This is a genomic window from Mucilaginibacter sp. P1_D10 (assembly GCF_056406215.1).
The window spans coordinates 84,321-110,374 of the sequence record NZ_JBFUAP010000017.1 but is presented as its reverse complement, the minus strand read 5'-3'; the positions used below and the strand labels follow the sequence as shown (position 1 = coordinate 110,374).

The window sequence follows — 26,054 nt, the reverse complement described above, 5'->3', positions numbered from 1 at the left end:
CTCATAAAGAAAATGGGCTTTGTAAGTCTCAAAGACATCTCAACCCCACTTAAGACTGTTACTGTTTAATGAACCGCCGTATGCCGAACGGCACGTACGGTGGTGTGAGAGGACAAGTAGGGAACTAATCCCTACTTTCCTACTCGATGATATTATAAAGGAATCGGTATAATTCTATACTATTATTGCATTATCCAAACTAGAATATGTCTACCCTAACCCTTATTTATTATTATGTGGACTAATCAAATAATGACTTCCCTTGAGCAATTCGCAGAGAGTGTTCACAACAATAGAATAACTATTCTTACAGAAAGCGACTTTAAATCTGGTTTGGTTACCAAAATCAAGGAAAATGTTAACGAGAATATAACCGTAAACACTGAAACGCCTTGGTATGACGTATATATTACAAAAAAGACATATTATGTAGATGTCACTCTTTTTGATAGGGATAAGCTGAAAATCACTTACGATCCTACAACTAATAGGAAAGGTTATAAGTATGACGATGAGGCAGGTTCTATCGAATTGAAATATTTCAGATATAATTCAGATATTGAAGTTATAGCTGGCGATTTTAAGAAGATGAGTCTTTTGATTAAAATGCCAAAAAATGACTGCTTCATCATCGCGCTTGCGAGAACGACAGAATTATTCATCGCGGGCGAAAAATTCATGAAAAAACAGTTGTCCGATTACAATCTTGAATACGATGGAAAAGTCAGGGTTTTTTTAATTGGTCCAGAAAGCTTAGTAGAAATCATATAAATAAATATGACCAAATGAAAAAACAAAAGGGAAGTCTTCAGATGTAAGTCCTTAACAGAAATACCGAACAGCATCAAATAACGATATGTGGCGAATGGCGATAAGACCATCGGTCGAATTATCTTTTTTCAATATCGTCAAGCATATCGTCAAAATTTTCCACAGCGGTACTATTGGCGTAATAATCGTTCAATCGTTCGTCGATAATCTGGGTTTGCCTGGTGCTTAACTCCAATATATCTGTCGCCTCTTCATCTTGCAGTTCAGTATATTTTTCTTTCAGTAACTGCCATTCCTCAATAGGTATAAATACGCCTGTGGTATTCCCTTTTGTATCGTGAATGAATTGGAGGTTCATAATTTTTGGTTTAAATGCCTTTTATTCAAATTTACTAATAATACTTTGCTGAACAAAAATCTGCAATTTTTAGAAAGCCCTCAAATAACTGAAATGTTTATATTAATATGTCAGAATATCCCTCTGGCTTTTAGCACCCCCTCTTTTTTCACTATAAACAGCTCCTCTACGTAATTGCCCATCAGCGCTATTGCTTTGCCTCCGTCAATTTTGTAATACGGCCCGGGGTAGTACCGCTTTATGTTTTCGGGACTGATTTTTGATACATCAAAAGTTACAGGTTCTTTAAAATCCAGTGGCACGGCTTTTACTTCAGTATCGCCCTTCTGGTCAAAAGCATAAGGATCGCCGGGACCAGCCCATCGCCCGTTCTTGGTTTGGTAAACATTGTAGAACTGGTACTTTTCATGATAGAACTTCCCTTTTTCCTTAGAGACGAAAAGTAAGACATACCTGTATTTTGAGAAAGGGGGAGTGCCGTAATGATCAAAAGCATCGAAATTTATAGTGTCGCTTGTTATTTTGTTGAACACGTTTTTGATGACCTTGTATTTCGCATGAAATGCCTCATTGAAGTATATTTTATTTTTTTTATTCGTCGTATCGGGGTCTTCGTCGGCAGGATTATACCTGCTTACCGAAATTTTCTCTCCTACAAATACATATAAACTGTCTGCCGTTTGAGCAACACTGTATTTGGTAATGAGAATCAAAATCAAGAGAATTAAATTTTTGTTCATGTGATAATGATTGTGTTTGGTTGGCTGATTATACTTGTATTTCCTGTAAGATGCAACAAGGTAAGCAATTCCATAAGCCCGTAATACATTTATGGTTTAATCGTTATATTTGAGCATGGGAACAAGCGAAATCATTTCAGAAATCAATAAACTGCCTATTGGGCAGCGATTGGCGCTTATTGAGCTAACGATAAAAAAAATCAGGGAAGAGGAAAAGAAAGACAGTTTGAGTGTAGCAGCTGATAGGTTGTATAATGATTACCTGAACGATGCGGAACTTATCGCGTTCGTATAACTTGATTTAATATGCCTATCACCTCAAAATGCGTAACTTCCAGATCCATTTATTTTACCTTCCTCCTTTTTACCCTCCTTCTTTTGCCCGCTTTGTTAAGAGCTGCCTCCATCCTCATCCCGATGGACGAGGAACAGAAAGACCACCTGAAATCGTACGGCATTGCCTTTTGGGTTTTGAAGGAGCAGCAGGAGGTTGATTGGCTGTTGAACTACCGCGGCGGTAGCTTCATGATGAAGTACGATAAACGCATCGAAGATGAGTGCAAGATACGTGGTGTAAGCTACCAGGTAATTGCCGATGCTGCGGCTACGCAGATTATCAACGAAGTGAGCGACCCATCTGTAAACATGGATTTGGTGAAACTGCAGAAAGCGCCCAAAATGGCCGTTTATTCGCCCAAAAGCAAGCTGCCCTGGGATGATGCCGTTACTCTGGTTTTAAAATATGCCGAGATACCCTACGACGTTTTGTACGACGAAGAAGTAATAAAAGGCGACCTGCCCAAGTACGATTGGCTGCACTTGCACCACGAGGATTTTACCGGGCAGTTCAGCAAGTTTTATGCGGCCTACCGTTACGCGCAGTGGTATAACGACGATGTAAAGGCGCAGAATGCCATGGCCAGGAAGCTGGGGTTCCAAAAGGTATCGCAAATGAAGCTGGCGGTGGCGCAGCATATCCGCGATTTTTGCGCTGGCGGAGGCTTTTTGTTTGCCATGTGCAGCGGTACCGATACCTTCGATATTGCCCTGGCGGCCTCTAATACCGATATCTGCGGGGCGATGTTTGATGGCGATGCTATAGACCCAGCCGCGCAGAGTAAGCTTGATTACAGCCAGACTTTCGCTTTCCAGGGTTTCCAGTTGGATATGAACCCCGAATCGCACCAGTTTAGCAATATTGATGTTACGCCTACCAGGCAGGTAGATCGTACAAAGGATTTTTTCACACTGTTCGATTTTTCGGCCAAGTGGGACGTGGTGCCCAGCATGCTTACCCAAAACCATGATAAAGTAATAAAAGGCTTTATGGGCCTCACCACGGCCTATAACAAAAATCGCCTGAAACCCGGCGTTACCATTATGGGCGAAATGAAGACGGCCAACGAAGCCCGCTACATCCACGGGGAGTTTGGCAAAGGCCAGTGGACCTTCTACGGCGGCCACGACCCCGAAGACTACCAGCATGCCGTTGGCGACCCGCCCACCGACTTGAAATTACACCCCAATTCGCCCGGCTACAGGTTGATACTCAACAACGTGTTGTTCCCGGCGGCAAATAAGAAGAAACAGAAAACGTAGGGGTCAGTTGGCAGTTTTCGGTGGGCAGTTTGCAGTTGAATTTAGTTCTCAGTTTTCAGGAGGCGAATAGCAGGTATAGTTTTCAGTTGACTGTTAACTTACACATTGCAGTGGTTTCTTGTCTGCCAGGATAATTTTCGCTTTTAAAACAGCCCACCGCAAACTGCCTACTGTAAACTCAATTATAAAACGTCCAGGCTACCCCAAACTTTAATGCTGCGTCTTGCTGGGGGTAACGGTTTACGGTGTAGTATCCTTTGCTGAAGAGGCCCTGATTGGCATAATCGTACTGGATGAATATGTTGGTACGTTGCAGCGTAGCTTTAAAAAATACGCTTGCAACGGGGTAGGAGGTAAAGGTTACGTTTGCCCCGTTGTAAAACTGGCCAAGGCCAACGGCATACGAGGGCGCGGTATACGCCGTGTTGTAACGTGCGCTTACACCATATTCAGATTTCAGCACATCAAACAAGGTGGAGTTATGGTACAGGCTGCTGTACACGTAAACCTCGGGCGTGCGCAGCAGCGTAAGGTTATCAGATTTTTGGTAAACCACGTAATTGTCGAAATGGAATTTGTGCCAGGTAATGTTTTTACTCACGCTAAGCTTTATCATGTTAATAGCGGTACCGTATTGCTGCGGCGTAGCATCAACCCCGCCCTTAGATGCGGCAAAGTACAGATAATCGTTTATCAGGAAGTACTCGGCTTTTAATTCCAGCTTCAATAAATCGTTGATGTAATTGAACGACAGGTTGGTTATCTTCTGGTTATTGAAATCGGTGTGGAAGATGTAATGATTGCTTATCCAATCAGAATAAGCCAGCCCCGGCGAACTACTTTGGATGTAGGCGCCCAAAACAATCTTCCCGGCCTTTTTGCCCCCCGCAAGGGTCAGTTTAGCATCGTACAGCAAATCGCCGAAGTTGCGACCCTGTATTATCTGGCGTATATCGCCATCCAGGTTTATCCTGTCGCTAAAGCGGTAGCCAAGGCGTGCCTTCAGGGTTATGTTCTGGAAGCTGGCGTTCTGCATCCTTACCTGTTTCATCACCTTACGGCCGAACTCGTTGATGGTGGTATCGTTTACGAACTGGCTGTATTTGTAGTAATCCTGCGCCAGGCCAACATCCAGTTTCAGCTCGTTTTTGATCATTTTTACCGATTTGCCGCGCAGGTAAAAACTGTACGAAAAATCGTTCTGTAGGTGCGTAAGGCTCAGCGAGTCGCGCGAGCGGCCCGCACTGAAGTAGTAATCGGGGAACACGCCGTAAGTATCCAAATCGTTTTGCAGGTACTCGTACCGGCGGGTGTTGTAGTAAAAGGTGTAAGCCACGCGTTGGGTGGGCAATACATTGGTACTGCCGGTGCCCTTTTTAAGGCTATCTATATGCCCTATATAGTAGAACTGCTTTAGGTAAAGCCCTGTGTTTTTCCAGCTGCTGTAGCTGCTGGGCAGTTTTACAGGCTCGGTAACCTTGCTGAATGATGGTGTGGCGAAGATGTCCTCGTTTTGCAGCGAGCCCGTCTCTGGTGTTTTAAGGTTGTTGAAAAGTAGGTTGCCCAGCAGGTTGTACCGCTGGTTTAGCGAATGGTACCAGGTGAACACACCCGCGTTTAGTCCGGCCACGTTTTGCCTGAGCACGTTATTACTGCTGTAGTAGCCGCGCGAACCGTTAAAGTTCATGATAAAGCCCACGTTCCAGTTGGGTTTTACGTTTTGGGTATGCAGCGTTTTAAAATATTGCTCTTTGGTGCTGCCCAGTGTATTAGATAACGAAAGCAGCGTGTACGGTACCCTGGCGTTGAAGTAATTCATATCCTGCGGGTTTACCAGGTAGGCATCGAGCATGTGCATGCCATCATCGAACCCGATGGTTTTGCGCGGGTTGAACAGCAAATCGCGCTGCGGCGTACCCAGGTAACCAAGGTGTATCTTGGGGTTGCGCGGCTGGTTAAGCGGACTGTAGTTCTCAAAGTTCACCAGCCCGGTATCTAGGGGGAACAACTGTGTACTATCGGCCAGCAAACGTTCGCTGGTTACTTTGATGAATTTGGAAGTGAATACTACCGAATCCTTGCGGTTGGCTTCGCGCTTGCGGATAGAATCGATGTTTTGCGAATCGCCGGGCCGGCCGCTCCTGTTGCGGGTGGTATCGCGGCTGTAAACCGGTTCGGTTTGCTGCCCCGGGTAGGTGGTGCGTACCTGCCCGAATGCCGCCTGTACCGAAGCGCAAATCAATACCAGCAGTATATATCTTAGCTTAACTGCCATTTACAGCCCTGCGATTAGTTCTTTAAGGATATGCGTCATTTTCGGTTCGGCTTCGCGCGCGGTGGCCAATATTTCGTCCAGCGATACCGGCGTCAGTTCTTCGGGGAACCCCTCATCTGTTAGCACCGATATGGCAAACACCGGCAGGCCCATATGGTTAGCTACTATTACCTCGGGCACGGTGCTCATGCCCACGGCGTCGCCGCCTATAATGCGCAGGTATTTGTATTCGGCGCGGGTTTCCAGGTTGGGGCCGGTTACAGCCACGTAAACACCTTTATGGCAGGTGATGTTGTTGGCCTCCGCAATTTTTAAGGCTTTTTCTATCAGATCATGCTTATAAGGCTCGCTCATATCGGGGAAACGTGGGCCCATCTCCGAATCGTTACGGCCAATGAGCGGGTTCATAGGCTGTAGGTTGATGTGGTCCTCAATCACCATCAGGTCGCCTTTTTTAAAGGCCGGGTTTAGCGAACCGCTGGCGTTTGATACGAAGAGTGTTTTAATGCCCAATAGTTTCATTACCCTTACCGGCAGGGTTATCTGCTGCATGGTGTAGCCCTCGTAATAGTGCAGGCGGCCCTGCATGGCCACTACTTTTTTGCCGGCCAGCGTACCGAATATCAACTTGCCCGAGTGGAATTCCAGGGTCGACATGGGGAAATCGGGTATGTTGCTGTACATCAGCTGTTTTTCTACCTCTATCTCGTTCACTAATGCGCCAAGGCCTGTGCCAAGGATTATGCCGCATTCGGGCACGAAATCGCCGATGCGTTTTTTGATATAATTGGTGCTATTCTGAATACTTTCTAACATAATCTGTTATTAACTTATCGAAGTTGTGCTGCCCATTGCCTAGGAAACTAATGCCTATCGGTATCACCAAAATAAACAGGCGCGAAACCTCGGGGAGCAACTCATGTACCCCTAAACGCTGCGCATCCTTTTCTGTTGTGACAATTACTTTTTTTTGTGCCTTGCAAGCAGCAAACTCAGCAGCAAGTTTAGCGATATTTTTTAAGGTAAAGGGGTGGTGGTCGGGATAATTATGGTGGATGATGTGCTGCGTTGCCGTTTTTAAGTGCATGAGCAGCGGCGTAGGGTTGGCAATGCCGGTAAGCAGGAATACGGTGGTATCGGCCTCTATCTTATAGCCCGGTAGCCGCTGGTGTATATCCTGCAAAGGCAGGTAGTCGATAGCGCTGAAGAACAAGGGCTGCCAGCTTTGCGGGTTAACGCGGTAGTAGCAACGGGTCATTTCTGCTTCGGTAAGACCCGGGGGGCACTTGGTTATCACCATCATATCCGCCCGCCATTTGCCGCCGAACGGCTCGCGCAGGTTACCGGCGGGTAGTACGAAGTGAGCGTCGAATAACTTACTATAATCGAACAGGAGGATGCTGAGCCCCGGCTTTACGGCACGGTGCTGATAGGCATCGTCCAGAATAACCAGATTATGTGCAGCCTTTAATTGTTCTATACCAGCAACCCTGTCCTCGCAAACGGCAACTGTAACGTCCGGGAATTTGTGGTTGAATTGTGCTGGCTCGTCGCCAATTTCCGTGGCAGTGGAGGTTGTGGTGGCAGTCAGGAATCCCTTGGTTTTGCGGCCATAGCCACGGCTGAGGGTTGCCAGTTTATTATCGTTTTTCAACAGGCAGACGAGGTACTCCGTCATAGGGCTTTTGCCTGCGCCGCCAACATCCAGGTTGCCTACGGATATCACGGGCATATTAAACTCGCGGCTTTTAAATAGCCCGGCATCGTAAAACCAGTTGCGCAACAGCACGACTAAGCCATACAATAACGAAAACGGAAGCAAAAGCCAACGCAGGTATTTCATAGAGAGGGCAAAGATAGGGAATTGGGCGGAGGAGTTAATCTACCAGCGTTAAGCCTTCTATTCTTTCGAAGTGCTTTTTGTTTAAGGTGGCTATTGGCAAATTATTACTAACCGCTATCGCAGCGATGAATAGATCAGAATGAGCTATTTGTTTCCTCTTTACTTTTAATGCCTTATTTATTTTAACCGCATCATTCGCGGCCCCGCTATCAAAACTCAAAACTTTGAATTTTTCAAGAAATTCTTGCCAATAGGGTATTTGCTCGATGGTGGCACCAGAATAGATTTCGTATTCAGTTATCACACAAATTTGAAACGTATAGCCAGCTCTTGTTAAAGAAATGAGTTTAGAATTTGATTTGTCGGATTTCCTGAAATAATCTATAAGGATAGAGGTATCAACCAGAACTATTTTTTCTGCCATCTATTAAGAGCTTTCTGTGTTTCCTCAATGGCCTTTATCTGTTCTTCAGAAAAGGTGGGGCCTCTTAAAAGAAATGCTTCTATGCTTTCCTCCGGTTTAGTAACTTTTTCTTTTAGCTTAACCGGCTTGTTTTCCAACACTTCTTTAAACCGCAGGCGCTGGTCTTCAGGCAGGTTTTCTACTGCCTTCAATAATTCTTCAAAGCCGATATCTACCTGAAATTGCATACTCAAATTTACAAAATTTATTTAATTTAGTTTGCTGCTATTAAAATCAAACCAACCCTCCATGAAACACCTTTTCCTCGCCATCTTCTTTTTCCTAACAACCGCCTCCTTCGCTCAAACCGATAAAAAACTAACTGCTCAATTGCAAACCGCCGTGCAAGGCTTCAACGGCCAGGTGGGCATTTATGTGCAGAACCTTAAAACGGGCAAAACAGTGGCCATAAACCAGGATACGCTGTTCCCCACCGCGAGCATGATTAAAGTGAGCATCCTGAGCGGGCTGATGGATAAACTGGAGAAAGGCGAATTAAAGTACAACCAAAAATTGGCCTATCGCGATTCGTTGTTGTACGCCGGCGAGGATATCCTGGGCTCGTTTAAAGATAAGGATACCATTATGCTGAGCAAGGTAGCCATGCTGATGATCACCATGAGCGATAATACCGCCAGCCTGTGGCTGCAAAAACTGGTTAAGGGTACTTACATCAACAATTGGCTGGATAGCAACGGCTTCAAAAGCATGCGGGTAAACTCGCGCACGCCCGGCCGCGAAGCCATGCGTAAAATATATGGCTGGGGCGTAACCACGCCTTATGAAATGTGCAAACTGTTTACCATGATCCGCAACGGGCAGGTGGTGAGTCCGGCTGCCAGCGAGCGCATGAGCCGCACGCTTAACCGCATTTATTGGGACAATACCGCTCTCTCGCAGATACCGCCGTATGTGCAATGCTTATCTAAACAAGGCGCGGTAGACGAAAGCCGCTCAGAAACGGTGCTGGTGCATGCCCCGCATGGCGACTACGTTTTCTCCATCATCACCAAAAATAATAAAGACCAAAGCTGGACACCCAACAACGAGGCCTATGTGCTCATCCGCAAGGTATCGGCCTTGTTATGGCATTACTACGAACCCAAAGACAAGTGGCAGCCCGCCCCGGGCATAGAAAAATACATGCTGAACGAGTAACTATTTCAGCAGGGCAAGTAGGCCGGGTATATCCAGGCTCCGGGTGTACATGGTCATATCACCAGCTTCATTGGTTGGCCATTTATCTTTCGGGCGGTCCCAGTATAGCTCTACACCATTGCCGTCGGGGTCATCTAAATATATGGCTTCAGATACGCCATGGTCGGATGCGCCGGTGATAGGGTATTTAGCATCAATCAATCGTTGCAGTATTGCTGCCAGGTCTTTGCGTTCCGGGTACAAGATAGCCGTGTGGTATAAGCCCGGCGCATACTCTGGTGCAGGCGAAGCGCCTTTACTGTGCCAGGTATTTAACCCAATGTGATGGTGATAGCCACCGGCCGAGATAAAAGCCGCCTGGTCGCCGTACATCATCTGTACCTCAAAACCCAGCAAGCCGCCGTAAAAGGCTAAGGACTTTTGTATATCGCTCACCTTTAAATGCACATGCCCGATGCGGGTTTGTGCGGGTATCTTATAATCGCTCATGTTTTCTGCGTTGTAATGTTGTAAAGTTACAAGGTTGCAAGGCTACTTTTGTTGGGGGCAAGTAAAATTGCGTGTTTAAACACTTATCTATAAAATAGCGTTGGTGTAACTTTATTGTTAATGTTGTTTAATTATAGTTAAAGAATGTTAACGTGTAGGTATAATTCGGAACATTTTATACATTTTTAAGCGTTAAACATCCGCCTGAGCCTGTATGAATAAAACGCTGCCTTTTTTCATCTTCTTTATCCTGATAACAGTTGCTTCCTTAGCTCAAAATAAAGCTAACGTAAAAGGTAGGGTAGTAGATTCGTTAAGTAACAAACCCATCGAATTTGCCACCGTTGCCATACTGGATAACCGGGACACAGCCGCCCACTTGTTATCATATACCATTACCGATAAAAACGGCGATTTTAAACTGCACAATATCCCGCAGGGTATCTCTGTAAAGGTGTTTATATCGTTCGTAGCCTATCAACCATACCGGAAAATAGTGACGCTGAAAACCGATGCTCTGGACCTCGGTATCATCAAATTGAATATAAAGGAACTTACCGAAGTGCTTGTAAAAGGCGAACGCCTGCCCATCGTAATTAAAAAGGACACGATTGAATTTAATGCCGAAGCCTTTAAAGTACGCCCGAATGCCGTGGTGGAAGACCTGCTTAAAAAACTGCCCGGGCTGGAGATAGGGGCCGATGGCGGCATTACCGTGATGGGCAAAACGGTGAACAAAGTATTGGTTGATGGGCATGAGTTTTTCTCGTCGGACATCCGAATGGCCACAAAAAATATCGATGCCGATATGATTGATAAGGTACAGGTTTATGATGACCGGGATAACGACCCCGACCACCTGATACCCGATTCGAAAGTGGACAAAATCATCAACCTTAAATTTAAAAAGGCATTTAAAAAAAGCGTTTTCGGTAAAACCTACGCCGGGTCGGGAACAAAAGGCTATTACCAGGCGGGCGGGTTGATAAACGCATTCAGAGATACGTTGCAGATTAGCCTTTTAGGGTCGTCTAATAACCTCAATAATACCGGCTTCGATTTTAACGACCTTTATACTTCAGGCGGTTTAAACAGGGGAGGGGAAGCCATTTCGCGCTCAGGAATTGCCTTTGGCGGTGGCGGCAGCGGTAAGCAAACCACCACAAACCTGGGTATCAATGTTAATACTGATTACGGCAAAAAACTAAAGATAAACTTTGCCTACCTGTACAAAAAAGATGTTTATGAGTTTAATAGTGTTGCCAAAAAACAGCAATTTTTAACCGATACAACGGTGTTTACAAACTCGGCAACAAAGCGCAACAGCGATAATACCAGCCACTCCCTTAGCAGCACGGTGGCCTGGAAACCAAATGATAAAACCAACCTCCGCTATACGCCTTACATCAATATCAGCGACAACATCGCTACAAATGCAAGCGAAAGTAACAGCTTCAGCAATTTTATAAACCCCATCAATAATTCTGTAAATAGCAACAATACAAGCGGCAATACCGTAAGGTTCTCGCAATCATTCAACTATAACCGGCAGTTGAAAAAGAAAGGTGCGTCATTTAATATCGACCACAGCCTTAGCATAAGTCCGCGCAATGCAATTAATTACGACACTACCCGGCTTGCATCGTATGTGGCGGCGCTACCATCGTACGGCTATCGGCAGCTTGGCGATAATCGTTCGCGCGGTACCGACGCAAGCTTATCTGCCAGTTTAACTTACCCATTGAGTAAAAAAATCACGGCCGATGTGGCTGCGCAGGGAGGATACAGCCATAACCTGGATAAAGTTACTTTTTACAATTATAACCCGTTAAGCGGCCAATACGATAGCTATTTATTCGACAAGAGCAACGACCTGCGGCGCGATAGATGGACGCAAGGCATTAACCCCGGCCTTAGCTTTACCTCATCAAACAATATAAATTTGCGGGTGCATTTCAATACGCAATTTCAGCAGGTGAAAAACACGTTCGGGCGCGGCACGGCGGCCTTAGATCAGCAATATGTGTTTTTTATGCCATCGTTTAATTTCAACATCAAAAACTTCTCTGCCGATTATTCCCGCTACACTTATCTACCCAACATTGGCGATATGGTGCCTTATACCGTAGTGTTTAGTCCCTCGTACTCGGTTACGGGCAACCCCGCGCTTAAGCCTACCACAAACAATAGTTTCAGCATCAATTATTCGAAGTATAATTTTCAAAGCGGCACCAGCTACAATGTGCGGGCCGCCGCAACATTTTACCAAAACAGCGTTTTTAGGCAGCGCACGCAGGATGCGCAACTGGTAGAAACCAGTACGCCGATAAACCGCGATGGCAGGTACAACATCAGCATGAGTGGCTATGTAAACAAGCGGTTTACAAAAAAGGAGGACGTACAATTGGACGCCGCTACTAATTTTAACCTCACGAAAAACCACGATTTTTTTGTGTTGAACAGGGTGAATGGTTACCAGGACTCGTACCAGTTTAGTGTGAGCGAGCACATCACTTTTAATTATAAAGACAAGTTTCAGATAGACCCGCAGTATACCTTAAATCAAACCTATACAAGTTATACCGGTGTAGATTACAGCAACCAAAAGTTTATTACGCACAGTATTGACGCGCATTTTTTGCTTTACCTGCCTGCTAAAATGAATATCAACGGTAATTACAATTACAGGTACAACCCGCTGGTGCCGCCCGGTTTTCAAAAAAGCAGCAATTTGCTCAACATTAGCATAGCCCGCCAATTTTTGAAAAAGGATAAGGGCGAGATAAAGTTATCCTGCTACGACCTGCTGAATCAGAATATAGATACCTACCGCTCTGTAGTGCAAAACACCGTTACCGATACCCAATCGCAAATCATCAGGCGGTATTTTTTGCTTACGCTGCAATATAAGTTTACTAAATCGACCGGTAAAGGAAAGTAGTAAGGTTTAAAGGTTGAAAAGTTGTAATGTTTTAAAGTTAAGAATATGTTGGGTTACAACTTTCTCTTCTGACTCTCCGCCAACCTTAAAACGATGCAGCCTTTCAACCTCTCCAACTCTTCTAACCTTCCAACTTTACAACCTTCCAACGTTCCAACAAATAAGTTACCTTTGCGGCATGATTATCAAATCGGCCGATTTTATTTGCAGCAACACCCAGATATCGCGGTTGCCCATTCCTATTAAGCCCGAGTTTGCGTTTATTGGGCGGTCTAACGTGGGCAAGTCGTCGCTTATCAATATGCTGGTGCAGAAGAAAGGGCTTGCCAAAACATCGCAAACGCCGGGCAAAACGCAACTCATCAACCATTTTTTGGTGAACGAGCTGTGGTACATTGTAGATTTACCGGGCTACGGTTACGCCAGGATATCTAAAAGCAAAAAGGAAGACTGGAATAAATTTATCCGCAGCTACCTGGACAAGCGCGAGAGCCTGCAGTGCGTAATGGTGTTGATAGATAGCCGACTGGAACCCCAGAAGATAGACCTGGAGTTTTGCAATTGGCTGGGCGAAAAGGGCCTGCCCTTTGTATTGGTATTTACTAAGGCTGATAAGCAAAGCAATATCAAAACCGACCAGAACGTGGCTAAGTTTCGCAAAGCGATATTGACCACCTTTGAAGAAGCGCCGCAGCATTTCGTAACCTCGTCTGAAACGCTCGCCGGTCGGGATGGCCTACTGGAATTTATCGACAGCATCAACCGCAGCTTTACCCCGCCGCCTTTTGATGAAGAATACTATAAGAGTTAAGCTATGGGGTTGGATATCATGCATTATATACCAAGCCCTGATGGTTTAGACTATCTCACAGCAGATGATTTTACCGGCAACAGCGTGTTCCTGGAACGACATAAACATTTGCTTAAAAACATAGAGTTTGAAGGAGAAATTTCGCAAGTGCTTTATGTGGCCGAGGAAGGTTATCAGCGAAAGCAAATGAACGCGAAATTTTTTGAGGATTTCGAGAATGATAGATTGTACTTTGATTTAGCCTCCGTAATCAAAGCCAGCAAATACCTGCAACCGTCGCCCGGCAAAACCCTCGCCGAATTGCAATCAGAATTCAAAAAGAGCTTTGTTGATAATTTTATTGAGGGAGAAAGTATTTTTGTGGCCGGTTGGTAAACCGTTTTGTTAACCATACTCATGTAAATAAAAACCGGCCTTGTAGGTGCCGTTGCGTTTTATTTAAATTTCTATCTACTACAATGTATCTTTGCATTTAATTAAAAGCCGTTAAGGCTTGTGTTGTAGCCCTCATACATGAAAAAGTACCTATCTCTCGTAACGTTTACGCACACCATATTTGCTATGCCGTTTGCCTTTATCGGCTTCTTTTTGGCGGTAACCACTACCGACCACAAATTCGAGTGGCAAAAGCTGGCGATGATGCTGCTTTGTATGGTATTTGCCCGTAACTCGGCCATGGCCTTTAACCGTTACCTAGATAGGAACATCGATGCCAAAAACCCCCGCACCAAGCAACGCGATATACCCGCCGGGAGGATTAGTCCTGCTGCCGCCTTAACTTTTACTTTAGCCAACTGCGCGCTGTTCATAATCACCACCTGGTTTATCAACCCGCTATGTTTTTACCTTTCGCCAATTGCGTTATTGGTGGTGCTTGGGTATAGCGCAACCAAACGTTTTACGGCGCTTTGCCACATGGTATTGGGCCTTGGTCTCTCGCTGGCACCCATAGGGGCTTATTTGGTAGTAACCGGGGCATTTGCCCTAACACCCGTATTCTTCTCCTTATCGGTATTGTTTTGGGTTAGCGGCTTCGACATTATCTACGCCCTGCAGGATGAAGACTTCGACCGTAACGAAAACCTGCATTCTATTCCCGCCTGGCTAGGCAAGGTAAATGCATTAAGGCTGTCAACGGTGCTGCATATATTTTCGGCAGCGTTTATTGTGATGCCCGTATTTGATACCAATGTAGGTTGGTTATATTATATCGGTATAGCTTTTTTCTGCGCCATGCTTACCTACCAGCACCTGCTGGTAAAGCCCAATGATCTTAGCCGCGTAAACATCGCCTTCATGACCACCAACGGTATCGCCAGTGTAGTATTCGCCGCATTCTTTCTGATGGATAGGGTATGGATGCGCTAACATCGGCACAACTCGCAGCCTTGCGCAAAGGCATGGAACCCTATGTGGTTTTCAACGAGGCCGAATGGATCGTATTTATCCAGCATATCAGCGTACACAATTTTAAAAAGAAGCAGCTTTTTGCCGAGGCCGGGAAAGTGTGCAGCCATGTGGGTTTCGTGCTGAAGGGATCGGTACGTTATTATCATATTAAAGATGGTGCGGATATTACCAATTACTTCAGTTTTGAGAATGACTATGTAAGCAGCTATACAAGCTTCCTTACCGGTGAACCAGCACTAAATTACATCGAAGCCTTAGAGCCCAGCCAGATCATTGTTATCAGCAAGAAAAACATGGACCTGATGCTGGCCAACCCCATGCTGGCTTACAAAATGGAACGTTTTGGCAGATTAATAGCCGAGCATTACCTTATTTGTTACGAAGACCGGGTTTCGTCTTTTGTTACCCAAACACCCGAAGAGCGCTACCTCAAACTCCTGCAAACCGGCCGCGAAATACTCCAACGCATGCCCCAACACTACATCGCCAACTTTTTAGGGATAACGCCGGTATCGCTGTCAAGGATACGGAAGCGGATTTTGGTAGAAAAGTAAGCCCCCACCCACATTTTACAGCTAAATAAAACAAGGCTTGCTCTCCCGCGTTCCTTATGTAACGCCTAACCTCTATTTTCTTATCTTTTGTTAACGTTTTGATTTTCAACTCAGAGATACATTTGTGCCATACTTAACTAAAAGCAAAAAAACATGCATACCATATTAGGAGCAGGGGGCCCGGTAGCCAATGCGTTAACCCGCCAGTTAGAAAACAATAACGACACTATACGCCTGGTAAGCAGGCGGCCTGTAAAAACAGGCAAAAACAGCACCTGGCGAAAAGCCGACCTGTTAAACCCGAACCAGCTTAGTCAGGCTGCCCAGGGTTCAACAGTAATATATTTATGCGCAGGCATTGTTTATGATGCGGAGGTATGGAAGGTGGAATGGCCTGTCATCATCAAAAATGCGATAGCTGTTGCCAAAGAGAACAATGCAAGGCTCATATTTTTTGATAACGTTTATAGCTACGGGCTGGTAGATGGGCCTATGACAGAAAACACCCCATACAATCCGGTAAGCGAAAAAGGTAAAGTGCGTGTGGGGGTTGCCAATGCCATTATGGATGAGGTAAAAGCCGGCAGCCTGAACGCCAGTATTGCCCGTGCCCCCGATTTTTATGGCACCGATAGCACAAACAGTTTTTTTGATATGATGTTGTTAGCTAAATATGCCAAAAAAGAAACGGCGCAATGGATGGGAGATGTCGCAACGAAACACTGCTTTATTTATATTGAAGATGCCGGCAAGGCGATGTTCCTGTTAGGGCAAAACCCCGATAGCGATAACCAAATATGGCACCTGCCCACCGCCCCTGCGCTCACCGGTAAGCAATTTATAGAGTTGGCAGCATCCGTATATAATACAAAACCCAGCTATTTTAGCCTTAAAAAGTGGATGCTTTGGACAATAGGCAAGTTTATGAAAGTAGTTGCGGGTACAGTAGAGATGTACTACCAGTACGATCATGATTATCTGTTCGATTCAACCAAATTTGAAAAGCGGTTCAACGTTAAGCCAACACCCTACCAGGACGGGATAAAAAAGATGTCGGAAACGCTTTATAAAGCGGGATAGTATCTTTCAAGCCCGGATTTTTCTTTAGTTTAGCCATACTAAACTTTTGATGGTAAAACGGCTTAGGCTGCGGCCGTAAGCGTGTTATCGTCCTAAAAAACGGGTCTAAATGAGCTTCTATGTCCTCTCGCTGGTACTAACGGCAGCCGTACTGCACGCTTTCTGGAACCTGCTTTCCAAAAAAGCCAACGGGAAAGCGCCCTTCATCTGGCTTATTTATATTGCCAGCGCGGTTTTGTATTTGCCGGTACTAGTGTATATGTTTATACGGGGCGACATCGTTTTGTCGGCACCTCTACTGTGGCTATCCTTAAGTAGCGCGTTGCTGCATGTAGGCTATTTTTTGGTGTTGCAAAAGGGGTACCGCAGCGCCGATCTTTCGGTAGTGTATCCGCTTGCCCGCGGAACGGGTCCGCTTTTCTCATCGGCGGCTGCCACCTTATTCCTGCACGAAGCGCTGAAGCTAAAAACCACCATCGGCTTGTTCCTCATCCTCATCGGCGTGGTTATAATTACGGGCCTAAGTTTTAAGAAAGCCAATAACACAGGGATAATGACGGGCGTTTTCTGGGGTGTGCTTACCGGCTTGTTTATCGCCCTGTACACCTTTAACGATGCTGTTGCCATAAAAAACTACGCCATATCGCCCTTGACTATCACCTTCGTTTCGAATGCATTCAATACGGTTTTGCTGTTGCCTCTGGTAGTCGGGCAAAAGGGCGAGATAAAAAGAGAGGTGAAGGAGCACAAATGGCTTATCATAAGCGTAGGCGTGCTTAGTCCCCTGGCCTACATATTGGTGCTGCAGGCGTTAAAATTTGCACCGCTAACGGTTGTTGCCCCGGCACGCGAAACCAGTATATTGCTTGGCGTGTTCATGGGTTCAAGAGTATTGAATGAAGACGATGGCCGCCGCAGGCTTATTGCCAGCGCGCTGATATTGGGCGGGATAATAGCCTTAAGTTTGAATTAACCCGAACATTTGCATATCTGCACATTTGTAATCTGCACATCTACATCAGCCTATCGTCCCAAAAGTAATCTTCGGTACGTACCAGGGACACCTTTTTCTTAAAGTCGGGATGCTGGGTGTTGATGATGTAATTATATTCTTTGGGGATAACGGCCGAGGGCACCTTTAACACCAGCGACTGCTTGCTTTGATACCAATCGTTTCCCAGGGCCTGCAAGTCGGGGTAAGCCATCATACTTCGCCATGCTTTCGGCAGGTCTTTTTGCAGGATATGCGTAAACAGATTTTCCTCATCGGCAATAGAAATCACCATTACCTTATATTTAAAAGCAGGCGAAATAGCGTTTTTGTGAACGATGAGTTCCAGGGATGATAGCGAGCGCGAGCCGCCGGCATATATGGTAAACTGGTCGTCTAGGTTCCAGCGGTTAGCCCGGCCCGAAGCGGTCAGTTTTTTGGAAAATGATTCATGCGAAATCCTAAAAACCTCCATACTTAAGCATTATCGCCGTAGGCCAAAGCGGTTAGGCGGTCGTCGATAAATTTGATTCCGCTGTTGGTATCCATAAATTCTATCGGCGCCTTTTTGTCGAAAAAGAAGTTCTCCTTTTGCAGCCAGTCTAAAAAGTTCTCGCTGCTACCAAAAACCTCGATGCCATGTTTTATGAGCGATAAGGCCATTACGGCATGCTCTTTTATGCGGGCCTTGATAATGCTATGCGGTTTTTTGTACAAACGGTAGGTTTTAACGCTGATATCCAGCCAGTCGGATATTTTTTCATCATTAAATGCGGTTATGTTTTTTATGGCCTGCAAATGTTGGGGCCCAACATTCCCGGTTTTAATAAGGCCTAATGTTTTGCTGGCATCTACCCGCGAAGGGATTGTTTTTAAAAGATTAGCATCTACCGTTGTCATAACACAAGTTTAGGTAAAAGTTCCCTAACTTGCAAGGACTTTTTCCCTTTATTAAATGCCGCTAAACTCATAAAAGTTTCGTTTAATATCTTAACACTTAAGTTACCAATCTGCATATTCGCACATTTGCATATCTCCATATCTAATCCGTAATTTGCAGCGCTTATAAATCATCTGCACATTTGTAATCTGCATATCTGCACATCTAAAACATCATGATCCACAAAAAAACAAGGACATACATCCCGGCCGACCTCGAAATAAAATGGGAAACGCTGGAACCTATTTACCAGGAATTAACCAACCGCACCATAGGTTCGGTAGAAGAGTTAGAGCAATGGCTTAAGGATGGCAGCGAACTGCAGGCCGCCCTGGAGGAGGACTTTGCCTGGCGATACATCCGCATGACCTGCGATACTATGAACCCAGATTTGCTGGAAAGCTTCCAGTACTTCGCTACCGAAATTGAGCCCAAAACCGCGCCATACAATAACGAACTGAACAAAAAACTGGTGGCCAGCGAGTATGTTGGCGAACTGGACGAAGCCAAATTCTACATTATGCTACGCGCAGTGAAAAAGTCGCTGGAGCTTTTCCGCGAGGAGAATATACCGCTGCAAACCGAGATACAGGTAGAGCAGCAAAAGTACCAGGGCATATCAGGCGCCATGTCGGTACACATCGACGATAAGGAGTACACCCTGGAACAGGCTTCGGTATTTTTAAAAGGGACCGACCGTGCTAAACGCCAGGAAGTATGGGAGAAGATAACCGCCCGCCGCCTGCAGGAGAAAACCGTGCTCGATACGCTTTTCGACCACCTGCGTGCCTTGCGCCATAAAGTGGCCCTGAATGCCGGCTTCGAGAACTTCCGCGATTATATGTTCCAGGCCCTGGGCCGTTTCGATTATACGCCGCAGGATTGTTACGCTTTTCATGCCGCTATCGAAACCGAGATCGTACCCATCTTGCGCGAGCAGGCCAACAAACGCCGCCTGGCGCTTGATGTGGATACCCTGAAGCCCTGGGATATGGATGTAGATATATCGGGCAAGCCCGCGCTTAAGCCATTCAACAGCGGTGCCGAGCTGGTAGAGAAATCTATCCAATGCTTCAGCAACATCAGCCGTTACCTGGGCGAGCGTTTGGAGATCATGAAAGATAATAACCTGTTCGATGTGGAAAGCCGCAAAGGCAAGGCACCGGGCGGTTACAACTATCCGCTAAGCGAAACCGGGGCGCCGTTCATCTTCATGAATTCGGCAAACACCTTCCGCGACCTTACCACCATGGTACACGAAGGCGGCCACGCCGTACACACCTTTTTAACTGCCGACCTGGAACTGAACGATTTTAAGCACTGCCCAAGCGAAGTGGCCGAACTGGCCTCGATGTCGATGGAGCTGATATCCATGGATAACTGGGATGTGTATTTTGATAACGAGGAAGACCTGAAACGCGCCAAACGCGATCAGCTTTTCGATGTGCTGAAAACCCTGCCATGGGTAGCCGTGGTAGATCAGTTTCAGCATTGGATATACACTAACCCCGAGCATACCGCCGCCGAGCGCACAGAAGCCTGGCTAAAGATATACGAGCCGTTCGGCGCGGGCTTTGTTGATTGGAGCGTAAACCCCCAGGCAGAACAAAACCTGTGGCAAAAACAGCTGCACATTTTCGAGGTGCCGTTTTATTATATAGAATATGGCATGGCCCAGCTGGGCGCCATAGCGGTATGGAAAAACTATAAAGAAAACCCCGAAAAAGGCCTGCAGCAATACCTGGATGCCTTAAAGTTGGGCTACACTAAAACCATTACCGAGATATACGAAACCGCCGGCATCAAATTCGATTTCAGCGCAGCGTACGTAAAAGAGCTGGCCGAATTTGTGAAGGTGGAGATGGAGAAGATATAACGGGAGCGTTAGATTTGACAACTCTTAAAGAGTTGTCAAATCTTAACTTGCCGCCACTAACCCACCATATGAATCAGGCCATCAACTTCTTCTGGACGATACTGGGCTTTGCGCCGGTTGTGGCTGTTTGGGCAAGCCGATATTCGGTGCTGTGGCTATGTGTTTGCCTGGTGTTGACCGTGCTTAGCCTGTTTGTGCCCTCGCAGATATTCCAATTAAGCCGCGACCCTAAGTTTTACGAACGGCTCGGTGTAAGGTTTATCCATCGATTTGTACAGGGCGGCCGCTATGCAAGCCTGTATATGCGCAGGATGGACCCGGGTTACCGCATGGTGAAAAACAAAGCCACCGCGCTGCAGTATCAAAGCACCCTGGTGATGCACGAGCGTTTCCACATCATGTGCTTACTCTTTTTTATACTCACGGCAATTTATGCATTTTGGGTATCGCTGTATCCGCTCGCACTAATCGTTGTATTGGCCAATATCATCTATAATATCTGCCCCATTTTATTGCAGCAATATAACCGGGCACGGATATTAAAGCTCATGAAATAATACCTGTGCAAGTTCATTTTAAGGTAAATATTGACTCATCTTCAGGCTAATCCGGGCTTATTTAAAACTTATTGGTGCTTTTCAGGTTAAACTAACATGAAAAAGATAATGATAAGCTTAAGCTTGTTGCTGTTATCGGCAGCGGGCTTTGCGCAGGTTCCATTTAAACCTGTTAAGATAGATAGCCTCGTCACGGTATCTTTACCGGAGACATTTACGAAGAAAGATACCCTTGGCGAGCAGATATATTCGGGCAAATCAAACGTGGGTTATATGGTTGTGATAAGGCAGCCAAACGCCGAGAATAATACCCCGCTTAAAAAAGAGCGCGACCTGAACAATGTGCTGAAGGATTATATAAAAGGTATCAAAGGCCAGGCAAAAGGCTCCGACGCGCTGAACGTGCGCGATACCACCATGGGGCATCTCAAAGCAAAAACCTTCACCCTTTCTACAGACCAGGGAGAAGGCATACAACTGCGTAATTTTATATTGCTTTACACGCAGGATGTAACCTACACATTCGAGTATTTCTATCAGGAAAACAGGGCTGAACTGGTGAAGGATGAGTACAAACAATTTTCAAGTGCGATAGTGATATCGCCGGAACTGAAACGTACCGACCAGTACCTGTCTAACGCTAAAGGGATAGCCCCTGGTTTGATATTTGGCGTAATAGGCGGGGCGGCCTTTATCGGCATCATCGTATTCTATATCACACGCCGTAACCGCAAGTTAAGGGAGCAGTTCGAAAGCTAAGCTGCCCAACGTTTTATGATCCCCCTGTGCCAACGGGGGGATTTTATGAACTTTTTGCTATCGATAAAGCTTAGCCAGGCCACCGTTACGAACACACCGATTACAGAACCGGCCGTAACATCCTCAAAAAAGTGTTGGCTAAGATACATGCGCGAGTAACCCACCAGCATAGCCAACAACAGCAATGCCAATCCCCACAATTTGTTCCTGATAAGGTAGGTAAGCACAACGCCTGCCGAAAACGCCGTAACCGTGTGGCCCGAGGGGAAACTTTGGATGCCACCCACCACATACACGTCTTTTACGAAACGCAGCTTATCTATCTGGTCCTCGAAATACACGCGCGGCCGTGGACTGTAAACACAGTATTTAATGGCCTGGGCTACTATAGAAGTCGCGAGGTAACTGCTTGCCAGCAAAAAAGCACTGCGGTAGCTGAATAATAAAAGTATGGCCGATAAGAAGATAATAGTGAGCCCGTCGCCAATATCGGTAATGTATGGGGCCAGAAAATCTGCCGTGTTGTTGTAGATGCCGTTTACGGCGAAGTAGATTTGCTCTTTGCTGTAAAGCAGCTTAATTACCAAACAGGCGCATAAAACAGCGAGGTACGGAATAAAAAAGTATCTGATGCTGAATAAAACCTCTTTAAAGCCTGTTTTCATTGGCCACAAAGTAACGGATATAGTTTTTCAATGCAAAAAAATGGTTATGTTTGGTTTAAAGAACCCAAAACTGATCGAACCATATGTCTAAAAGCATATTCCGCAAAAAGTCTGTATCCAAAATTTTAGCCGATGTAGAATGCGGCTTCAGCGATGCCGAGCATCCCGGCACAGCTTCTCAACTCCGGAAAGAACTTAACGTAAAAGACCTTACCCTTATGGGTATAGCCGCTGTAGTGGGGGCGGGGATTTTTTCTACCATTGGCGAAGCTGCTTTCGCGGGCGGCCCGGGCGTATCTATCTTATTTGTCATAACGGCTGTTACCTGCGGGTTCTCGGCCCTTTGCTACGCCGAATTTGCTTCGCGCATACCGGTTGCAGGCAGCGCCTATACTTATGCCTACGCATCCTTCGGCGAGTTGATTGCATGGATAATAGGCTGGGATTTACTGATGGAGTACGCCATAGGCAATATAGCGGTAGCCATATCCTGGAGCACCTATTTCGTAAACCTCCTCGAAGGTTTCCACATTCATATGCCCGAGTACCTCACCGTTGATTACGTTTCGGCATTCCGTGCGCCGGGAAAAATACAGGAACTTACTGCCGCCGGCAAACTTGGCGATATTACCGAAAGCATGAAAAGCGCCGCCGTAGCATGGGCCAATGCCCCCGGCTTCGGCAACATAAAATTCATTGCTAATTTGCCGGCACTGGGCATCGTAATTATCATTACTTACCTGGTGTACATTGGCATCCGCGAAACCAAGAAGGCTACCAATGCTATGGTGGTTTTAAAAGTGGTTATCGTTATAGCGGTTATCGCCATAGGTTTTTTCTACGTAACCCCGGCCAACTGGCACCCTTTTATGCCGAACGGTTTTAAAGGTGTGATGAAGGGCGTATCTGGCGTATTCTTCGCCTATATCGGGTTCGATGCCATATCCACCACTGCCGAAGAATGCCAGAACCCGCAGAAGGATTTGCCGCGCGGGATGATCTATTCCCTGCTTATCTGTACGGTACTGTACATCCTCATATCGTTTGTATTAACCGGTATGGTAAGCTATAAAGACCTGCAAGTGGGCGACCCGTTGGCCTTTGTATTTGCTAAAGTAGGATTGAAAAACATCAGCTACGTAATATCCATCAGTGCGGTTATTGCAACCGCCAGTGTGTTGCTCATATTCCAGTTGGGCCAGCCGCGCATCTGGATGAGCATGAGCCGCGATGGCTTGCTGCCGAAAGCATTCTCCCGCATCCACCCCAAATTCCATACGCCATCGTTCGCAACTATCGTCACCGGTTTTGTAGTGGCTATCCCGGCATTGTTTTTAAACCTTACAGAAGTAACCGAATTAACCAGCATAGGTACCCTGTTTGCTTTTGTACTGGTGTGCGGCGGCGTTTTACTGATGCCAAGGGAAGCTGCCGTGAAGGGTAAATTCCACCTGCCGTATATCAACGCCAAGTATGTAGTGCCCTTTATTTTTATAGGGATGATATACCTGTTTTGGGAACCCTTTCATAAGATTTTAGCAGGGGAGAACATCCACGAGAAATTCCCTTTCTTCCTGTTTTTATTATTGTCTGCCGCGCTAACGGTGGCCGCTGTTGTGCGCAACTTATCGCTGATACCTGTATTGGGCCTGCTGAGCTGCTTCTACCTCATGACCGAGCTCACCTACCAAAGCTGGATACGATTCCTGGCCTGGCTGTTAATAGGGCTTGTTATATACATATTCTACGGTTATAAGCACAGCTTAATTGGCAAAGCGGAAAAAGCAGAGTAACGCATCTTTTTCAGGGTGCTCCACTTTTTTGAGTGGGACACTAAAAATGCTATATTGTTGATTGTTAGTGTTTTAGGCAATTTTAGCGGAACGATTTGGAACACCCCTGTTGTTTAGGTAACGGCTATAATTTATTGTAAGTCAATTCACTATACGGAAATAGATTTTCGTTAAAAAAACAGGGTGGAACACTTTTTATGAGGAAAGTGGAACAGGCCTGGAACATCGATTCGACGTAACCATGCATGCACGCCAGTGGCACCGACCACATACTGAATCACCTGGTCGGTGGTGAGTTTAAAGAGCTGCGGCATCTTTTGCAGTCATCAGCAACAGCACGCACGTTATAACAACGACTAAAGGCTGAAGTTTTTATCCACGTTAAGATTATGTTTAAAATCAACTTTTTCAACACTATTTATTACCTATTCGTAAAATATATTGTGTATGCTTTTATCCTGGCATTTATGGAAAATAGATTTAAGGGTATCGTTATTGATAAAGCAGAAACAACACGGGAGTTAGTGGAGCTTACTTTTGGATATATATTATACGTTTTGTATTATGTTGCCTTTCTGATATTGCTTTTTTGTGGCCCTTTATATTATGTTTTGAAAATAAAAGACGGGAGTTATTTCCTGCCTTTACTAATGGTATTTTATATCGCTGAATTTTTTTTAAATCGTTTTTTTTCATTATCTGATCAACTTTCGGGTATTTACAATTTAGCAATAGGGGTGCTCTTTTTATTCTTGTTTTTCTATAAGCAAGTAAGAATAAAGTTTGCTTTCTGAAATAATCGAAGCCCCCCAGCTTGGCGCGTATGAGGAGTTTGGGAAGTAAGTAAATGCGTCTCGGGCTTAACAACTTTCAAGTCACTCGTACACCTTCGCTCTTTTCCTGAGCTACACACCTCGCGCCAGGTTACGATTACGCTCAAAAATACCTTCGTTTTTCTCCGTTTTTCTTCGATTTTTTATGGTCTTTAATCAAAAAAATGACGTAAATCCTCTATATTCGGAACGGATTTTTAACTGATATGGATGAAAAACTTGAGTGCTTTTGTCTTATTAGTGTTCCAAAACACCTTTCGTGGAACGCTAAAAAAAGCCTGCTGACACGATAATGCTTCCATCTGGCGTGAGGTGCGGCGCAGGCCAAGTACGCGGCGTACCTCGTGGCTAAACCGTTAAGTCAGCGGGACGCTGACATGCGTGTAGATTCAAGCGGGACGCTTGAACCGGCGAGTTTCATGATCTCTATATTCTGCCAATCGTTTTTTAACCACTTTTTCCAATTCCGGGAAAATGGTAAAATCACCTCTTAAAATATCAAAAGCATATTTATTGAGATTTACAGCATAGTCATTAATATAATACGACCATCCATTTAATGGATCGTGATAATTGGATTCCTTGGGAAATTGATAGGTGGAACCGATAAGAGCAGATGGGTTTCTTAAAAGAATAACATCATCAAGGCCATAGCCATGCAAAACGGTATCTTCTCTTATTATCACGGGATCATCGATAAACACGCCATTAACTAACTGATATAGTTTAACGAATAAATAAGATTCCCTGTATTCGAAAACAAGTTCTACTGCAGTCGCCGTGTTCATATATAAAATTGATTGAAATAATGATTCTTTCTTACTTTTAATCAATTTAAAACCATACTCTGTTTCCAAAAAGCGGAACGCATCCGTCATGATTAGTTTTAAGTTATCAGCCATGTTTCAGTTATAAATTAATGTTAGATACCCTTATTTGGCGCACCTATGCAGTGTTGACAAATAAGGGGCGTGCTGCCAAGCATTTGCAATGTCGTGAATGTTCTTCTACTTTACCCCGTTTCCACCCGTAAAAATCGCGCGGCGTATTCACGCCGAACCTATTGCAAAGCGCGGTAGGGATAGTAAGGGTTTGCCCCGGTGCGGTGGCCGGGTGCGGAGATGCAACGGGGCCGAAGCGCAGCGGAG

At 45.4% G+C, this 26,054-nt stretch carries 27 protein-coding genes; 15 read left to right on the top strand and 12 right to left on the bottom strand.

Annotation, left to right across the window (positions count from 1 at the left end):
• The first annotated feature begins 234 nt into the window (after window positions 1-234).
• A complete protein-coding gene (locus tag AC1DYT_RS22365) occupies window positions 235-771 on the top strand; it encodes a hypothetical protein (RefSeq protein ID WP_477471739.1) in 537 nt (178 codons plus the stop codon).
• A 118-nt stretch (window positions 772-889) separates the two neighbouring features.
• On the opposite strand, the gene AC1DYT_RS22360 is transcribed toward AC1DYT_RS22365, so the two are convergent.
• The gene (locus tag AC1DYT_RS22360) at window positions 890-1,129 is read right to left on the bottom strand and encodes a hypothetical protein (protein WP_477471738.1); all 240 of its coding nucleotides are present in this window, start codon (window positions 1,127-1,129) and stop codon (window positions 890-892) included.
• A gap of 110 nt (window positions 1,130-1,239) precedes the next feature.
• Window positions 1,240-1,869: a hypothetical protein gene (locus tag AC1DYT_RS22355; protein ID WP_477471737.1), complete on the bottom strand. Its 630-nt coding sequence runs from the start codon at window positions 1,867-1,869 to the stop codon at window positions 1,240-1,242.
• A gap of 115 nt (window positions 1,870-1,984) precedes the next feature.
• On the opposite strand from AC1DYT_RS22355, the gene AC1DYT_RS22350 reads away from it, so the two are divergent.
• Window positions 1,985-2,164 carry a hypothetical protein gene (locus tag AC1DYT_RS22350; protein ID WP_477471736.1) on the top strand — a complete coding sequence of 60 codons (180 nt, stop codon included), beginning with the start codon at window positions 1,985-1,987 and terminating at the stop codon, window positions 2,162-2,164.
• Window positions 2,165-2,175: 11 nt separating this feature from the next.
• Window positions 2,176-3,468: an asparagine synthetase B gene (locus AC1DYT_RS22345; RefSeq protein ID WP_477471735.1), complete on the top strand. Its 1,293-nt coding sequence runs from the start codon at window positions 2,176-2,178 to the stop codon at window positions 3,466-3,468.
• A 178-nt stretch (window positions 3,469-3,646) separates the two neighbouring features.
• Here the strand turns inward: AC1DYT_RS22345 and AC1DYT_RS22340 are convergent, their stop codons facing one another.
• From AC1DYT_RS22340 to AC1DYT_RS22320, 5 genes are read right to left on the bottom strand one after another with little or no spacing between them, the layout of a single operon-like run.
• Window positions 3,647-5,743 (bottom strand): putative porin, encoded by a 2,097-nt coding sequence (locus AC1DYT_RS22340; RefSeq protein WP_477471734.1) that lies wholly within the window; start codon window positions 5,741-5,743, stop codon window positions 3,647-3,649.
• Entirely contained in the window at window positions 5,744-6,559 is an 816-nt protein-coding gene (locus AC1DYT_RS22335; RefSeq protein WP_477471733.1) for a purine-nucleoside phosphorylase, read from the bottom strand.
• Window positions 6,537-7,586 carry a tetraacyldisaccharide 4'-kinase gene (lpxK, locus tag AC1DYT_RS22330; RefSeq protein ID WP_477471732.1) on the bottom strand — a complete coding sequence of 350 codons (1,050 nt, stop codon included), beginning with the start codon at window positions 7,584-7,586 and terminating at the stop codon, window positions 6,537-6,539. The genes AC1DYT_RS22335 and lpxK overlap by 23 nt, the downstream gene beginning before the upstream one ends.
• Window positions 7,587-7,620: 34 nt before the next feature.
• Entirely contained in the window at window positions 7,621-8,010 is a 390-nt protein-coding gene (locus AC1DYT_RS22325) for a type II toxin-antitoxin system VapC family toxin (protein WP_477471731.1), read from the bottom strand.
• Complete coding sequence (locus AC1DYT_RS22320; RefSeq protein ID WP_477471730.1) at window positions 7,995-8,237, bottom strand: hypothetical protein; 243 nt, start codon at window positions 8,235-8,237, stop codon at window positions 7,995-7,997. The genes AC1DYT_RS22325 and AC1DYT_RS22320 overlap by 16 nt, the downstream gene beginning before the upstream one ends.
• 61 nt (window positions 8,238-8,298) lie before the next feature.
• On the opposite strand from AC1DYT_RS22320, the gene AC1DYT_RS22315 reads away from it, so the two are divergent.
• The gene (locus tag AC1DYT_RS22315; protein ID WP_477471729.1) at window positions 8,299-9,207 is read left to right on the top strand and encodes a serine hydrolase; all 909 of its coding nucleotides are present in this window, start codon (window positions 8,299-8,301) and stop codon (window positions 9,205-9,207) included.
• Here AC1DYT_RS22315 and AC1DYT_RS22310 read toward each other — a convergent pair whose 3' ends face one another.
• On the bottom strand, window positions 9,208-9,696 hold the full coding sequence (locus AC1DYT_RS22310; protein ID WP_477471728.1) for a VOC family protein: 489 nt from the start codon (window positions 9,694-9,696) through the stop codon (window positions 9,208-9,210).
• A gap of 214 nt (window positions 9,697-9,910) precedes the next feature.
• On the opposite strand from AC1DYT_RS22310, the gene AC1DYT_RS22305 reads away from it, so the two are divergent.
• The 7 genes from AC1DYT_RS22305 to AC1DYT_RS22275 all read left to right on the top strand — a co-directional run bounded on the left by AC1DYT_RS22305 (window position 9,911) and on the right by AC1DYT_RS22275 (window position 17,465).
• Entirely contained in the window at window positions 9,911-12,637 is a 2,727-nt protein-coding gene (locus AC1DYT_RS22305; protein ID WP_477471727.1) for an outer membrane beta-barrel protein, read from the top strand.
• Window positions 12,638-12,815: 178 nt separating this feature from the next.
• A complete protein-coding gene (gene yihA, locus AC1DYT_RS22300; RefSeq protein ID WP_477471726.1) occupies window positions 12,816-13,448 on the top strand; it encodes a ribosome biogenesis GTP-binding protein YihA/YsxC in 633 nt (210 codons plus the stop codon).
• A gap of 18 nt (window positions 13,449-13,466) precedes the next feature.
• Window positions 13,467-13,823, top strand: coding sequence for a hypothetical protein (locus AC1DYT_RS22295; RefSeq protein WP_477471725.1), 357 nt, complete (start codon window positions 13,467-13,469; stop codon window positions 13,821-13,823).
• Between the two features lie 138 nt (window positions 13,824-13,961).
• Window positions 13,962-14,816 carry a UbiA-like polyprenyltransferase gene (locus tag AC1DYT_RS22290; RefSeq protein ID WP_477471724.1) on the top strand — a complete coding sequence of 285 codons (855 nt, stop codon included), beginning with the start codon at window positions 13,962-13,964 and terminating at the stop codon, window positions 14,814-14,816.
• The gene (locus AC1DYT_RS22285) at window positions 14,804-15,412 is read left to right on the top strand and encodes a Crp/Fnr family transcriptional regulator (protein WP_477471723.1); all 609 of its coding nucleotides are present in this window, start codon (window positions 14,804-14,806) and stop codon (window positions 15,410-15,412) included. The genes AC1DYT_RS22290 and AC1DYT_RS22285 overlap by 13 nt, the downstream gene beginning before the upstream one ends.
• 153 nt (window positions 15,413-15,565) lie before the next feature.
• A complete protein-coding gene (locus AC1DYT_RS22280) occupies window positions 15,566-16,492 on the top strand; it encodes an NAD-dependent epimerase/dehydratase family protein (protein WP_477471722.1) in 927 nt (308 codons plus the stop codon).
• Window positions 16,493-16,601: 109 nt separating this feature from the next.
• The gene (locus tag AC1DYT_RS22275) at window positions 16,602-17,465 is read left to right on the top strand and encodes a DMT family transporter (RefSeq protein ID WP_477471721.1); all 864 of its coding nucleotides are present in this window, start codon (window positions 16,602-16,604) and stop codon (window positions 17,463-17,465) included.
• Between the two features lie 40 nt (window positions 17,466-17,505).
• Here AC1DYT_RS22275 and AC1DYT_RS22270 read toward each other — a convergent pair whose 3' ends face one another.
• Together AC1DYT_RS22270 and AC1DYT_RS22265 are read right to left on the bottom strand one after the other, a co-directional pair.
• On the bottom strand, window positions 17,506-17,958 hold the full coding sequence (locus AC1DYT_RS22270; protein WP_477471720.1) for an RES family NAD+ phosphorylase: 453 nt from the start codon (window positions 17,956-17,958) through the stop codon (window positions 17,506-17,508).
• 2 nt (window positions 17,959-17,960) lie between these two features.
• A complete protein-coding gene (locus AC1DYT_RS22265) occupies window positions 17,961-18,383 on the bottom strand; it encodes an antitoxin Xre/MbcA/ParS toxin-binding domain-containing protein (RefSeq protein ID WP_477471719.1) in 423 nt (140 codons plus the stop codon).
• Window positions 18,384-18,598: 215 nt separating this feature from the next.
• Between AC1DYT_RS22265 and AC1DYT_RS22260 the strand changes: the two genes are divergently transcribed.
• The 3 genes from AC1DYT_RS22260 (at window position 18,599) to AC1DYT_RS22250 (ending at window position 21,615) form a co-directional block, all read left to right on the top strand.
• Window positions 18,599-20,299, top strand: coding sequence for a M3 family oligoendopeptidase (locus tag AC1DYT_RS22260; RefSeq protein WP_477471718.1), 1,701 nt, complete (start codon window positions 18,599-18,601; stop codon window positions 20,297-20,299).
• 68 nt (window positions 20,300-20,367) lie between these two features.
• On the top strand, window positions 20,368-20,856 hold the full coding sequence (locus AC1DYT_RS22255; RefSeq protein ID WP_477471717.1) for a glycosyl-4,4'-diaponeurosporenoate acyltransferase CrtO family protein: 489 nt from the start codon (window positions 20,368-20,370) through the stop codon (window positions 20,854-20,856).
• Window positions 20,857-20,952: 96 nt separating this feature from the next.
• Complete coding sequence (locus AC1DYT_RS22250) at window positions 20,953-21,615, top strand: hypothetical protein (protein ID WP_477471716.1); 663 nt, start codon at window positions 20,953-20,955, stop codon at window positions 21,613-21,615.
• Here AC1DYT_RS22250 and AC1DYT_RS22245 read toward each other — a convergent pair.
• Complete coding sequence (locus AC1DYT_RS22245) at window positions 21,612-22,280, bottom strand: phosphatase PAP2 family protein (protein WP_477471715.1); 669 nt, start codon at window positions 22,278-22,280, stop codon at window positions 21,612-21,614. The two genes, AC1DYT_RS22250 and AC1DYT_RS22245, sit on opposite strands and share 4 nt — an antisense overlap.
• Before the next feature lie 83 nt (window positions 22,281-22,363).
• Here AC1DYT_RS22245 and AC1DYT_RS22240 point away from each other — a divergent pair, with 83 nt between their 5' ends.
• Window positions 22,364-24,073 carry an amino acid permease gene (locus tag AC1DYT_RS22240; RefSeq protein ID WP_477471714.1) on the top strand — a complete coding sequence of 570 codons (1,710 nt, stop codon included), beginning with the start codon at window positions 22,364-22,366 and terminating at the stop codon, window positions 24,071-24,073.
• Between the two features lie 1,222 nt (window positions 24,074-25,295).
• Here the strand turns inward: AC1DYT_RS22240 and AC1DYT_RS22235 are convergent.
• Complete coding sequence (locus AC1DYT_RS22235) at window positions 25,296-25,808, bottom strand: hypothetical protein (protein WP_477471713.1); 513 nt, start codon at window positions 25,806-25,808, stop codon at window positions 25,296-25,298.
• Window positions 25,809-26,054: the final 246 nt, after the last annotated feature.